The 12,505-nt window shown below is 36.8% G+C and carries 15 protein-coding genes; 6 read left to right on the forward strand and 9 right to left on the reverse strand.

Features of this window, described 5'->3' with window-relative positions; translation table 11 throughout:
- Nucleotides 1-93 precede the first annotated feature (93 nt).
- Complete coding sequence (locus ABFU83_RS06355; protein WP_347069673.1) at nucleotides 94-501, forward strand: hypothetical protein; 408 nt, start codon at nucleotides 94-96, stop codon at nucleotides 499-501.
- Between the two features lie 165 nt (nucleotides 502-666).
- Here the strand turns inward: ABFU83_RS06355 and ABFU83_RS06360 are convergent, their stop codons facing one another.
- Nucleotides 667-1,164 (reverse strand): hypothetical protein, encoded by a 498-nt coding sequence (locus ABFU83_RS06360; protein WP_347069675.1) that lies wholly within the window; start codon nucleotides 1,162-1,164, stop codon nucleotides 667-669.
- A gap of 350 nt (nucleotides 1,165-1,514) precedes the next feature.
- A complete protein-coding gene (locus ABFU83_RS06365; RefSeq protein ID WP_347069677.1) occupies nucleotides 1,515-2,204 on the reverse strand; it encodes an IclR family transcriptional regulator in 690 nt (229 codons plus the stop codon).
- A 100-nt stretch (nucleotides 2,205-2,304) separates the two neighbouring features.
- Between ABFU83_RS06365 and ABFU83_RS06370 the strand changes: the two genes are divergently transcribed.
- Together ABFU83_RS06370 and ABFU83_RS06375 are read left to right on the forward strand one after the other, a co-directional pair.
- Nucleotides 2,305-3,480, forward strand: a complete 1,176-nt coding sequence (locus tag ABFU83_RS06370; protein ID WP_347069679.1) for an MFS transporter — start codon at nucleotides 2,305-2,307, stop codon at nucleotides 3,478-3,480.
- Nucleotides 3,481-3,484: 4 nt separating this feature from the next.
- Nucleotides 3,485-4,207 carry a 3-ketoacyl-ACP reductase gene (locus ABFU83_RS06375; RefSeq protein WP_347069681.1) on the forward strand — a complete coding sequence of 241 codons (723 nt, stop codon included), beginning with the start codon at nucleotides 3,485-3,487 and terminating at the stop codon, nucleotides 4,205-4,207.
- Nucleotides 4,208-4,310: 103 nt separating this feature from the next.
- Here ABFU83_RS06375 and arsB read toward each other — a convergent pair whose 3' ends face one another.
- From arsB to ABFU83_RS06395, 4 genes are all read right to left on the reverse strand, one after another.
- A complete protein-coding gene (gene arsB, locus ABFU83_RS06380) occupies nucleotides 4,311-5,342 on the reverse strand; it encodes an ACR3 family arsenite efflux transporter (protein WP_347069683.1) in 1,032 nt (343 codons plus the stop codon).
- Complete coding sequence (locus tag ABFU83_RS06385; protein WP_347069685.1) at nucleotides 5,327-5,965, reverse strand: protein-tyrosine-phosphatase; 639 nt, start codon at nucleotides 5,963-5,965, stop codon at nucleotides 5,327-5,329. Before ABFU83_RS06385 ends, arsB begins: the two co-directional genes overlap by 16 nt.
- 9 nt (nucleotides 5,966-5,974) lie before the next feature.
- Nucleotides 5,975-6,424, reverse strand: coding sequence for a DUF6428 family protein (locus ABFU83_RS06390; RefSeq protein ID WP_347069686.1), 450 nt, complete (start codon nucleotides 6,422-6,424; stop codon nucleotides 5,975-5,977).
- Between the two features lie 73 nt (nucleotides 6,425-6,497).
- A complete protein-coding gene (locus ABFU83_RS06395; RefSeq protein ID WP_347069688.1) occupies nucleotides 6,498-6,827 on the reverse strand; it encodes a metalloregulator ArsR/SmtB family transcription factor in 330 nt (109 codons plus the stop codon).
- Nucleotides 6,828-6,957: 130 nt separating this feature from the next.
- On the opposite strand from ABFU83_RS06395, the gene ABFU83_RS06400 reads away from it, so the two are divergent.
- The 3 genes from ABFU83_RS06400 to ABFU83_RS06410 are packed head-to-tail and all read left to right on the forward strand — an operon-like array spanning nucleotide 6,958 to nucleotide 10,417.
- A complete protein-coding gene (locus ABFU83_RS06400; RefSeq protein ID WP_347069690.1) occupies nucleotides 6,958-7,824 on the forward strand; it encodes an EamA family transporter in 867 nt (288 codons plus the stop codon).
- A gap of 60 nt (nucleotides 7,825-7,884) precedes the next feature.
- A complete protein-coding gene (locus ABFU83_RS06405) occupies nucleotides 7,885-9,807 on the forward strand; it encodes a DUF294 nucleotidyltransferase-like domain-containing protein (protein ID WP_347069692.1) in 1,923 nt (640 codons plus the stop codon).
- A gap of 4 nt (nucleotides 9,808-9,811) precedes the next feature.
- Nucleotides 9,812-10,417 (forward strand): 3'-5' exonuclease, encoded by a 606-nt coding sequence (locus ABFU83_RS06410; RefSeq protein ID WP_347069694.1) that lies wholly within the window; start codon nucleotides 9,812-9,814, stop codon nucleotides 10,415-10,417.
- On the opposite strand, the gene ABFU83_RS06415 is transcribed toward ABFU83_RS06410, so the two are convergent.
- The 3 genes from ABFU83_RS06415 to ABFU83_RS06425 all read right to left on the reverse strand — a co-directional run bounded on the left by ABFU83_RS06415 (nucleotide 10,412) and on the right by ABFU83_RS06425 (nucleotide 12,124).
- A complete protein-coding gene (locus tag ABFU83_RS06415) occupies nucleotides 10,412-10,714 on the reverse strand; it encodes a hypothetical protein (protein ID WP_347069696.1) in 303 nt (100 codons plus the stop codon). The genes ABFU83_RS06410 and ABFU83_RS06415 overlap by 6 nt on opposite strands.
- A gap of 277 nt (nucleotides 10,715-10,991) precedes the next feature.
- Nucleotides 10,992-11,369, reverse strand: a complete 378-nt coding sequence (locus ABFU83_RS06420; protein ID WP_347069698.1) for a hypothetical protein — start codon at nucleotides 11,367-11,369, stop codon at nucleotides 10,992-10,994.
- Between the two features lie 95 nt (nucleotides 11,370-11,464).
- Entirely contained in the window at nucleotides 11,465-12,124 is a 660-nt protein-coding gene (locus ABFU83_RS06425; RefSeq protein WP_347069700.1) for a hypothetical protein, read from the reverse strand.
- Nucleotides 12,125-12,505 lie beyond the last annotated feature (381 nt).

The raw sequence follows: 12,505 nt of genomic DNA on the forward strand, positions 1-12,505 counted from the left end.
CAAGCAAGTAGTCAGTTATAGCACGCCAAAAAAGCTAAAATTAAGTACAAATTAAGGTAGATTAAGCAAACTATAAGGCAATTTGAATCAGAGATGAAAGCAAAAACATTTTTAACAGTAGTCGTAGAAAAGACCGGAACGGGTTTTTCGGCGTATGCAAAAGAAGTTGACGGACTTATCACAGTTGGTGACAATCTAACAGAATTAAAACAAAATTTTAATGAAGTTCTTGGTCATCACGTTGCGTATCTTCGGGAAAAAGATGATTCCATATCGATTGCCGATTTTTCTGTTAATTACGTTTTGGATTTAGAACAATTCTTTGATTATTTCAACGTCATTAACAAATCGGCTTTTGCGGAACAATATGCTGGAATCAATCAAAGTCTTTTCAGACAATACACTAAAAAATTGGCTCCTTTGTCTGATGAGAAATTAGTACAAATCTCACGAGGCTTACATAAATTAGCCGATGAATTAAATAATCTAACGTTTACTTAAAAGTACAGATTAAGGTATTCAAAGCGCCACCACTAAATTTTAGCAACAGCGCTTGTTTTGTTTTACCCGGTTGGTCTGATGATTAACAAATTAGACATCGAAGTAACCGTTACCCGTTCTCCCAGGCGTGGCATTAATGGATAGCTTTTGGACTTTTTCTAAAGATTAGAAATCATATTCCGATTGTTTTATTAAATGTTGGATTACATCTTTTTGTGAGCTACCGTTTTTTAGTATATCCATCATTTTTAAAACGTTTTGTTTTATCTCAGATGTTTCCGCTCCATACCCAGCCGTAATATAACGACTCATAAAATAGTCAATGTTGTATAATTGTTTCTTTTTTATATCAAAAAACGCATAATTCCCTTCCTCGTTACTGCCTACAACGTATTTATCCGTTTTCTTAGTAATCCTATAATTATTCATCCCTTTTAAACTTGGATTATTGTAGGTAGTGAACTTTAAATTTTCTTTATCATAAACAACCGTCAATGTATAATCTCTTGGTATTTCTGTCATACCATGTTTTTGACTACAACTTATATTGGCATTACATTTTGCTGTGACCTTTGTTTCTATAGATTTAACTTTTGAATTCAATTTTTGACTAAAACAAAAAGACGTAAAAACAAGTAAAAATATTAATAGTATATTTTTCATTTTTCTTAATTATTTACGATTAAAAATATAGGCCCTTGTTTTCTCAAATTATACTTACATAGTGATATCTCTTAATTGCTAAATCTCTATTTCCAAGATAACTAGCATATTCAGGTTTAGATAAAATTGTCTCAATTACATCATTCCAATATGTTTCCGAACATTTTTTGGTATTCTTCGGTTTGTCTGATTTAATGTTTAGCGCAAACTTCCCCCAAGATATGATACATGGCGATAAACTTTTGTCATTTTTATTTTTCATATATTAAAATTGAATCCAAAATAATTATACTCACTAAAATAACATTTTTACCAAACAAAAAACACAAAAATCTTAATATAAACACATTTTACTTCACCCTATTCATAATTTCTATCGCTTTTAGCATTTCCGGAAGTTTATACCGAAAAGCCGGGCCGGAAACGCATAACACCGCCACTACTCTATTGTTTTGGTAATACGGAATCGCGGCGCAGTTTAAATCGGGTTCGTATTCTTCCAAATCTAAGGCATAGCCATTTTTTAAAATTTCGCTTAACTCCGCTTGTAATTTCTTTTGTACCGGTTCATCCAGATTTTTAAGCAACGTATTTTGCAGGTGTTCCGAATGCGCCATAAACACTTTTCCGATCGCCGTTCGGGTCATTTCGTAGTCTTTGTTGAGTTCCAACGAGATTTTAACCGATCGTTCAGGTTCCGAAATCAATTCGTGTCGGAAATAGGTTCCCATTTGTACCGATAAATAAGAGGTTTCATTCGTCAGTTCGGTGATTTTTTCCAACGTGGGTCGTAGCGTGTTTTTTAAAACCGATACCGATACCGGCGGCGGATAAATACATTGCATTTTGGTCGTGACCCGATACCGCGGACTCAATTCGTCTTGTTCCACATAGCCCAGTTCTTTTAGGGTATTTAGAAAATTGTGTACCGTAGTGTTTTGCAGTTCCAGTGCGTTGGCGATGTCGTTGAGACGTACCAGGTTTCCGTTTTGCGTGATATATTCCAATATAGCGAAGGCTCTTTTTACCGACTGTATCATAAAATTCAATAATAATGAATAAAAAGGCTTTTTAAATTTTAATTAACCTTAAAGTTTCAAAATTAGCGGATTTTTGCACTCAAAACAAGTAAATTTTTATATGCAAAAAGGACTTATTGCGCTGGCTATCGGTGCGTTTACCATTGGAATGACGGAATTTGTCATGATGGGGATCCTCCCCGATCTGGCGGCTTCGCTTAAAATTTCAATTCCGGAAGCCGGTCATTTTATCTCAGCTTATGCATTGGGTGTCGTGGTTGGCGCTCCGTTTTTAACCGTAATGCTTCAAAATAAACCGCCTAAAACCGCTTTAATCGTATTAGCGGCGTGGATTATGGTTTTTAACAGCTTATCGGCTGTCGCCAACGATTATTGGTCCTTATTGATTTTGCGCTTTTTATCCGGTTTGCCACACGGAACGTTTTTCGGAATCGGTGCCGTTGTAGCGGGAAAATTGGCCAAAGAAGGAAAAACAGCTCAGGCGATCGCGGTGATGTTTTCGGGTCTGACAATTGCCAATGTGGTCGGTGTGCCGCTGGGAACCTATATCGGCCATTATATCGACTGGCGGATTACGTTTTGTATCGTCGGTGTGATCGGATTGCTAACGATTGTAAGTATTATTTATTGGCTTCCGAAATTCGAATCCAGCGAGAATTCGAGTTTTAAAAAGGATTTGGCTATTTTTAAACGTGTCGATTTATGGTTGGTATTGGCCATTGCGATTATCGGTACGGGTGGATTTTTTAGCTGGTATAGCTATATTGCACCTTTGTTTACCGAAGTGTCTAAATTCGATGCCGGTTCGGTGACCTATTTGATGATTGTGGCCGGATTGGGAATGACTTTTGGGAATTTCCTGGGCGGAAAATTATCGGATACCTATTCGCCGCTTATGGCTACGATCGGTTTATTAATCGGAATGTGTATCGTTTTGATGTTGCTTACCTTTGTGGCCGATAATCAGATTACGGTAACCATCATGACGTTTGTGATTGGTGCGGTGGCTTTTGCGATCGTAGCGCCGGTTCAGATCATGATGATGCAATCGGCAAAAGGAGCCGAAATATTGGGTTCGTCCATTAGCCCAGCGGCAATGAACGCCGGAAATGCCTTAGGGGCGTATCTGGCGGGTATTCCGTTAACAATGGGTTATGGTTATACCGCACCGGATTGGGTGGGTGTTGCACTGGCTTTTGTCGGGATTTTGATCGCGCTGGCTTTATTTTTTCACCGAAAACAAAAAGAGACTACTTTAATTACATGTAAAGCATAACAATATGGAACAATTAAAAGGAAAAACCGCTCTGATTACCGGAGCCGGAAAAGGATTAGGAAAAGCGGTGGCATTCGCATTGGCTGCCGAAGGGGTTCATCTGGCGTTAGTATCGCGAACCGAATCGGATTTAGCAGCATTAACAGCAGCGATTCAAAAGGAATACCCTAACATTAACATTGAGTTTGAAACGGCTGATGTGGCCGATTTTAATTCGGTTACCACGGCTATAACAAACCTAAAAGCGAAAATCGGAAACATCGACATTCTGATCAATAATGCGGGTATTGGGAAATTTGCCAAGTTTATGGATTATGAAGTAAACGAATGGGAAAACATTATTAAGGTGAACCTTTTGGGTGCGTATTATGTGATCCGTGCCGTATTACCGGAAATGTTAGAACGTCAAACGGGTGATATTATTAACGTGGCTTCCAGTGCCGGTCAGCGTGGTTCTGCGTTGACAAGCGCTTATAGTGCATCGAAATTCGGATTAAACGGTTTGTCGGAAGCGTTGATGCAAGAGGTTCGTAAATCGAATATCCGGGTTTTTACGATGAATCCAAGTACGATTGCAACCGATTTATCGGTAAGCTTAAACCTAACAGATGGGAATCCGGAAAGTGTATTACAGCCGGAAGATTTTGCGGAAGTATTGGTTTCACAATTAAAATTAAACCGTAGGGCTTTTGTAAAAGACGTAAGCCTTTGGTCCACCAATCCATAATATAGCGTCTACCTACTATATATAACCTACACTAATGTAAAAATCCTGTAATTCGTTACAGGATTTTTTTTATGCTAAACAACTAAAAACGTGTACTATATAACTACGGATAGTACTTCTTTTTTAGCCATAAACTTACCTTTACTAAGGAAATCAATACCGGAACTTCAACCAAAGGACCAATAACACCCACAAAAGCCTGTGGTGAATGAATGCCAAAAACAGCTATGGCTATCGCAATGGCCAGTTCGAAGTTGTTTCCTGCCGCAGTAAAGGCTATCGAAGCATTTTGGCTATAAGGAATCTTTAAACTTTTACTCAGGAAAAAGCTTACCATAAACATCAATACAAAGTACACGATTAACGGTAGGGCTATTTTAATGACGTCGGCTGGTAATTCCAGTATTTTGGCTCCGTTTAGGCTAAACATTACAACAATAGTGAACAGTAAGGCATATAAGGTTATTGGTGCGATTTGGGGAATAAATTTCCGGTTATACCATTGGATTCCTTTAAACTTGATCAACCAATATCGGCTTAAATAACCCGTTACAAACGGAATACCCAAATACAACAAAACACTCTGCATCACATCGTCTATCGCTACGGTTACAGTAAAGTGTGCCAATCCCAATTTTTCAGGTAATACATTGATAAACAACCAAACGAAGAAACCATACGTCAGTATCTGAAAAATGCTATTTAAAGCGACCAGTAAAGCAGCATATTCCCTGTTTCCCTTGGCCAGGTCGTTCCATACCAGTACCATGGCGATGCATCGGGCCAGTCCGATTAATATCAAACCGCTCCTATATTCGGGTTCATCAGCCAGAAATAAAAGGGCTATTACAAACATTAACAGCGGTCCTACAATCCAATTGAGTAATACTGATACACCCATTACTTTTCTGTTTTTAAAAGCCAAGGGCAATAATGAGTAATCCACTCTTGCTAATGGTGGATACAACATTAACAATAAGCCGATAGCAAGCGGAATATTGGTGGTTCCTACGGATAATCTGCTGATAACATTCGGTATGGCCGGAAAAAAATGTCCTAAACCTATTCCTACGGCCATTGCCAGAAAGATTAATACCGTAAGGTTACGGTCGGCAAATTTTAATTTAGTTTGCATAGCGGTTTTTGTATCATGGAAAAAACATAAAACATTTCTGTTGCAATCTGTAAACTACGGCTGGCATATACGGTCGACTGTTCCGGTGTGGAATCCGAAAGTTTAGGATCTTCATACGTAATCGCAATTCGTCTTTCCGCTCCGGCTATAAACGGGCAACCGCCATCGGCTTCCGAACAGGTCATAATGGCTCCAAATCCCGCTATCGGATTGTACAAATGGTTGTATTTTTTGGAAAAATTAATTACCGGAAATGCCGTATCGCTATATTGTATCGCATATACTGGATTGTTTTCTTCCGAAAGCCTTATGGTGTTCAATCCCTGTTCCGATAAGGTTTCGATTACTTTTGGAAATACAGCAGTTGCTTCGGTTCCACCCGAATAACAGTACACATCGGAAATACCATACCGGAAAGCAGCGACTTGCGCCCATACCTGTGAAAAAATACTTCTCCGCGAATTATGGGTGCAGATAAAGATGAGGTTAATAGCCTGTTTATCGGTTACTTTTTGCTGTATATAGTCGATTAAAGGTTGTAAAACGGTTTTGCGTTCCCAACTAATGGATTGTTCCGGTTCCAAAAGTCGGATGGTATCGGATAGGATTGAATAACTATTCATAATCAGCTTTTAATTGCATCCGGATTCCGGCGAACAACAGGATTTTTCCGGGTTTGTTTTGGCTTCCGGAAAACCGCAGGTGTCGTTTGCCAGACAAGCGGTTTGTTTGTTTTTTAAGATAAAATGGACACCGTTAAAATCCAGATCATATTTTCCGATGGTTTCCGTTTGGTATTCTACTTCGATTGTTGTATCCGTAATACCCAGTTTATTTTCCGACAACTGAATGATATGCAACAATTTTGCTGGTTTTAAACGGTGTTCATAATCATCGGCGTTCCATAGCTGGAAATTGACAACACTTTCTTTACGGATCGTTCCGCCACAATCTATAAAGTGTCGGGTTATCTTTCCTACTTCAGTAACATGAAAATGTTCCGGTACAAAAGTGCCGTTCTCAAGCTGGAATACCACTGTATCCAGTCCCGGTAAAATGTTTTTGATTTCTGATAGTTTCATAATATGTGATTTATAATAAAATATTTAAAAATGTAATATTGCAATATAACGATAATAAAAAATAAAAAAATGCTTAACAGCATTTGTCAACCCTCACATCCTGATTAAAGAAATGTGCTAATTCACCTTTGATTACTTCCCAGACTTTTTCATCAATACAATAGCAAACGGACTTCCCTTCTATTGTTCCTTTGATAATCCCTAGATTTTTCAATTCCTTTAAATGCTGTGAAATCGTAGCCTGCGCCAAACCCAATTCGGATACCAGATCATTGCAAATACAGGCTTTCTGATTGATAATATGGTTGAGTATCGCAATTCGGGCCGGATGTCCTAAAACTTTAAAGATGGAAGCCAATCGGTTTTGGTTATCGGTAAATATTTCTGTTTTGGTTATCCCCATGGTGTACTGTTTTATAATCGCAATATTACGATATTAAATTGAAATCACAATGATTTTTTTTACCCTATTACCCTAAAATCTGAATATTGCGCTTTACCTTTACATCTCTTTTCAAAACACATCTTTTAAAATGCACTTTTTAATTTTTAGTATACTTTGCAGCGTATCCGTCGGAATCCTTTTTAAAATAGCCAGGCGCTATGCGGTTTCGTTTCAGCAAATGATCAATTATAATTATGTCGTAGCCATTATTTTATGTTATCTGGCGTATCAACCCGATATCCATATGGTTACTTCCAGTGCACCATGGCCGCTATACAGTGTATTAGCGCTATTGTTACCTACGGTTTTTCTGGTTTTGGCAGCGTCGGTGCGTCATATCGGAATTGTAAAAACGGATATCGCACAGCGTTTTTCACTGATCATTTCAATTCTGGCGGCTTTTTTCGTTTTTAACGAATCGATTAGTCCGGTAAAATGGATTGGTCTGGCTATTGGTTTTACAGCCATTTTTCTGGTTTTATACCGAAATGAAACGACTTCCGGCGAAAAAAATAATGGGTGGTATCCGATAATCGTGTTATTGGGATTCGGAATTATTGACGTTTGTTTTAAGCTAATCGCCGCTTATACTGAAATTCCGTATACAACGTCGCTATTTGTGGTTTTCTGTGGCGCATTGGTGGTTTCAACAGTAATTACATTGTATACCCTTTTGGTAAAAAAAGAAAAAACAAACGGGAAAAGTCTGTTGTTTGGTTTGGCTTTAGGAATCCTTAATTTTGGAAATATATTGTTTTATCTAAAAGCACATAAAGCCTTACACGACAATCCTTCGACGGTTTTTGCTTCTATGAATTTTGGTGTAATCCTGTTAGGAACGTTAGCCGGAACGCTATTATTTAAAGAAAAAATCAGCCGACTGAATGCTATCGGGGTTTTCCTGGCTTTTCTAGCCATTATCGTAATCACGGCTTCGCAATTGTATACACTTTAACGCTATTTTATATTTTGAAGTTCTATAAAATTTAGTATTTTTAAGAATTAATTCCCGATCATGAAAAACCCCATTGCAGAAAGAATAGCGGATTTTTTAAAACATTATCCCCCTTTTACCAGTTTAACGTACCAGGAATTAGTCGCTATTTCCGAACATATCAGTGTTAAATATCTGGAAAAACACCAGATCCTTTTTAAAGTGGGCGATGCAACCCATAGTGATTTTTATGTGGTTGCCAACGGTGCGATCGGACTATCGGTTATTTCCGATGCGGAAGAGTTCCTGATCGACAAATGCGACGAGGGCGATATTCTGGGATTGCGTCCGTTTTTTGCTAAAAACAATTACCTGATGACGGCAAAAGCCCGCGAGGAAAGTATCGTTTATGCGATTCCAATAGCAGTTTTTCAGCCGTATGTGGCCAATAATACAAATGTGCAGAATTTCCTGTTGGAGAGTTTTGCTTCCAATACGCGTAATCCATATGATAAGGACCACCGCGGAAAGTTAATCTCGGAAAATATTATTTTCGACGAACAAAGTGCTACGGATATCCAGTATTTCCAGCCTATTAAATATACCAAAAACCCGATTACAGCCAGTTCCAGCGATATTATCAAACATATTGCGCAAACGATGTCGAACAGTCGGATTGGCAGTGTAATTATTCACGATAATCAGTTGCCAATCGGAATTATAACCGATAAGGATTTACGTTCTAAAATTGCCACCGGATTGTTTTCGATCGATACAACAGCCGATAAAATCATGTCGTCTCCGGTCATTACCGTACCGGAAAACATTTCGATTGCCGAAGCGCAAATGATGATGCTAAAACACAACGTAGGTCATTTATGTGTGACCCGCGACGGAACGGAAAAAAGTCCGGCCACTGGTATTATTACCGAACACGATATTGTGGCGGCACAAGCCAACAATCCGGGAATTTTATTAAAATTAACCCGTCGGGCCACGCGTTCGAAAGAATTAAAAGCCGTTCGCGATAAATTAACCGATCTGATTCAGAATTCAATCGATAAAAATATTCCGATTACACATATTACCAGTGTCGCGGCCGAAATCAATATTGCCCTGACAAAACGAGCAATCGATCTGGCTATTGAAAAAATGGAGACACCACCTCCTACCCGTTTTGCCTGGTTTAACCTCGGAAGTCAGGGACGAAAAGAACAGTTATTACTGACCGATGTCGATAATATTCTGATTTTCGAAGATGTGGAAGCCGAACGCTATGACGATGTAAAACAATACTTTTTACAATTGGCCAATAAGGTTATCGAAACTTTAGAAAAAATCGGTTACGAACCATGTCCACAAGGACTTATGGCTAACAATGAACTTTGGTGTAAATCACTAACAGACTGGATTAAACAATACAATACCTGGATTAATACTCCAGGTGAAAAAGGAATTAATCTCAGCACTATTTTCTTTGATTACGATCTGATTTATGGTGATGTTTCTTTTGAAAATTCTTTAACCGAAAGCATTTTTAACAGCACCGATAACAACCAGTTATTCTATGCTTTTTTAGGAACCAATGCCATAAAAAAACCCGCTCCATTGGGGTTCTTCCGTCAATTTTTACTGGAACAGGACGAAGAACACAAAGATGCTTTTGATATTAAAAACAGAGCCATCATGCCACTGGTCGACGCCGCACGTGTGTTAACCATTAGTCGTGGCATCAAAGGAATTACCAATACGTATCAACGTTTTAAAAAACTGGCGGATATCGAAGAACAAAATTCCGATTTGTATCTGGAATGTGCTGAGGCCTTTAATACGTTAACCTGGTTCCGAACCGACGAAGGCTTGCAAAATAATTCCAACGGCGGTTATATCAACATGCAGGAACTTTCGAAAGTGGATAAGGTAAAACTTAAAAACTGCTTTCAACCGATAAACGACATACAGGATTTGATTAAAAACCGCTTTCAATTGACCTATTTCACATAATATTATGGTATTAGACTGGCTTACAGGAAAAGACATCCCGCAATTTTGGAAACAATATCTGGCCCATTTTGACAAAGAAGAACAAAACGGACCGAAACGCTATATTGTTTTTGATACCGAAACGACCGGTTTGGACTGGAAAGACGATGTTATTCTTTCTATTGGTGCCATTTCGGTGATCAATGATGAAATAAAAGTAGGCGATTTTTTTGAAGCTTTTTTGAAACAGGATGTCTTTAATCCCGAAAATGCTATCCTGACCGGAATTTTAAAAGAAGGTAAAGAAGAAAAGATTATCGAAGCAGAAGCCATCATCCGTTTCCTTGATTTTATAAAAGATGCCACTCTGGTAGGACATAACATCAATTTTGATGTCGAAATGATCAATCAGGCACTGAAGCGTTTGAATCTTGGTAAACTTAAAAACACCATACTGGATGTGGATGTAATGTACCAAAAATTTAAAAACCTTCCGGAAGATAAACACCACAATCTGGATGAACTATGCGATATTTTTAAAATTAAAAAAAGCGATCGTCATACGGCTTCCGGTGACGCGTATATTATTGCTTTATTGTTTTTAAAGCTAAAACGGAAATTAAAATTATAATGTACCGGAATGAATACATAATTGGCAATACTCTCTGATTTCCTCATAATTTCGGATATAATATTCCGATATTTTTATTTTGATGTTCGGATTACTACTGTCTTTTATAATAAAAAATCTGCCGGAATGGTATTCCGAATTACTAATTTGCTCTCCTCCTTCTATAACGATATTACTTTTACAAATGGTATAGATCTTCGTAAAAAGTCTTTTTACTTTTAGGTCATCTCCCACTACTTTTAATTGTATAAAGTCATAATAAAGCTCTGTCGATATAACGGTCAATGGAATAAGCATTATGAGACTACTAAAAATATCAAACAATCTGCTTCCTATTGTTATCGTGTAGATAAAGCATCCATATAAATTAACATCAATAACAAATTTTAAAGTAAAAACAAATAGCACTATATAAGCGATAAACATTATAAAAATACGGGTACTGTATTTGATTTTAAGCATATCCATTTCTAATCACAATTATCTGATTAAAATTCAAATAATAAAAGAAATCGATAAAAACCCAATTAACAAAAAGTCGATCATAAAGAGCATTAATTTGGACTGCTTTTATTTAGTCTTGCGCCATTTGTTCTTGTTTTTGACAATAATCCCAAATTTCCTGATAATTCTGAATATAGTATTCCGATATTTTTATCCTGATTTTTGGATTATTCTGATCCTTCAATACAAAATATTTATTTGGCATTGAATACTGAGAAAAATTTTCCTTTTTTTCTGAACAGATCACATCTTCTTTTTGGATGATGATCTTTCTAAAAAAGAAAATTTCAATTTGAACATATTCATCCGTTATTTCTAGTCTTGTAAAAAGATTCATAATAAAATAAGGCACTAAAAAACAAGATACCAATAGGCTGATGCTTATTAAATAATCTAATGATTGACTTTTTATTATTGTTGGCGATAAAAATCGTCCATTAATAATCATTTCATAATCATATTTTATCGTGAAAAGTAATACTACTAAATACCAACTAATCGGTATAATAATCCTGTAACTATATTTAGACTTTAACATGGTAATTAATTATTGTTTTGAGAATCGTATATTGCTATTCCAACAGAAATCCCTGTTGCTATAAGCCCTATAGGACCAGGAATAAATCCAGCCGCACCTAAAAGAGTTAATCCTAAATTTGTCCAGTCTTCATTAGTAATTTCGCCATCTGAAAAAGCAACTATAGTACTAACTCCCTGCAAAACGGTACCGACAGCGGCAACTTTTCCCAAAGGTCCTTTTAAAATATATTTTGCTTCAGTCGTCAGCTCTCCACCTAAAGAACTAACCAATTTTTCAACTGCTACGGCATTTAATCCTTTAATACCATTTACTAAGCCTAGAGCATCCATTTTTTGTTTTAACAAACTGTTATTATAGTGCGTAAAAAATTGCTGACTTTGAATTACGAATGGTGGTAATCCTCCTGAATTTTCATTACCATATCCAGGATTAGTCGATCCGTTTATTGAAATTGCTCCGGTCGGACATATATCAATACACTCCCAACAACTATGACAAATGATGTGATTAATAGCTATATTAACACCAATATAAAGATAATCCTGATCCCAACCTGCCGAAATATATTTACGACCTACTTTTATCGCATTCACATCACAAGCCGGTTTGCAAAGCCCACGTTCTACACAGTTATCTGCACTTATTTTGATAAACCTACTCATGATCCGTTATATAAAATTTCTCTCTACATTAATTGCATTATTCATAATATTCGTAAATGATATACATTTAAAAATATGCTTATAGAACAACCTTTAGCCTTATTATCAACAATATAAATTTTATTCTTTCCGGTTAGATGTTTCGCTAATAAAATATTAATCGGATCATTTTGATGGTGTTCCTAAATAGAATCGTCTGTACAGGATAGTAATCCACTTCCTATTCCAACACTTACTACTCCTAAAAAAGTCTGCTCTATAAATTTTCTCCTGTTCATTTTTAATAGTCAATTATGTTTTACCTACAGCATTAAATTTAAATGAACAACTATTTAAGCTAACAACAAGACTAAAAAACAAAAAAACACCTGATTATGATCG

Source organism: Flavobacterium sp. WV_118_3 (assembly GCF_039778605.1).
Lineage (GTDB): Bacteria > Bacteroidota > Bacteroidia > Flavobacteriales > Flavobacteriaceae > Flavobacterium.

Coding starts and splice junctions, on each gene's coding strand:
- ABFU83_RS06355 (WP_347069673.1), top strand. CDS start 94: ATGAAAGCAAAAACATTTTTAACAGTAGTCGTAGAAAAGACCGGAACG.
- ABFU83_RS06360 (WP_347069675.1), bottom strand. CDS start 1,164: ATGAAAAATATACTATTAATATTTTTACTTGTTTTTACGTCTTTTTGT.
- ABFU83_RS06365 (WP_347069677.1), bottom strand. CDS start 2,204: ATGATACAGTCGGTAAAAAGAGCCTTCGCTATATTGGAATATATCACG.
- ABFU83_RS06370 (WP_347069679.1), top strand. CDS start 2,305: ATGCAAAAAGGACTTATTGCGCTGGCTATCGGTGCGTTTACCATTGGA.
- ABFU83_RS06375 (WP_347069681.1), top strand. CDS start 3,485: ATGGAACAATTAAAAGGAAAAACCGCTCTGATTACCGGAGCCGGAAAA.
- arsB (WP_347069683.1), bottom strand. CDS start 5,342: ATGCAAACTAAATTAAAATTTGCCGACCGTAACCTTACGGTATTAATC.
- ABFU83_RS06385 (WP_347069685.1), bottom strand. CDS start 5,965: ATGAATAGTTATTCAATCCTATCCGATACCATCCGACTTTTGGAACCG.
- ABFU83_RS06390 (WP_347069686.1), bottom strand. CDS start 6,424: ATGAAACTATCAGAAATCAAAAACATTTTACCGGGACTGGATACAGTG.
- ABFU83_RS06395 (WP_347069688.1), bottom strand. CDS start 6,827: ATGGGGATAACCAAAACAGAAATATTTACCGATAACCAAAACCGATTG.
- ABFU83_RS06400 (WP_347069690.1), top strand. CDS start 6,958: ATGCACTTTTTAATTTTTAGTATACTTTGCAGCGTATCCGTCGGAATC.
- ABFU83_RS06405 (WP_347069692.1), top strand. CDS start 7,885: ATGAAAAACCCCATTGCAGAAAGAATAGCGGATTTTTTAAAACATTAT.
- ABFU83_RS06410 (WP_347069694.1), top strand. CDS start 9,812: ATGGTATTAGACTGGCTTACAGGAAAAGACATCCCGCAATTTTGGAAA.
- ABFU83_RS06415 (WP_347069696.1), bottom strand. CDS start 10,714: ATGCTTATTCCATTGACCGTTATATCGACAGAGCTTTATTATGACTTT.
- ABFU83_RS06420 (WP_347069698.1), bottom strand. CDS start 11,369: ATGATTATTAATGGACGATTTTTATCGCCAACAATAATAAAAAGTCAA.
- ABFU83_RS06425 (WP_347069700.1), bottom strand. CDS start 12,124: ATGAGTAGGTTTATCAAAATAAGTGCAGATAACTGTGTAGAACGTGGG.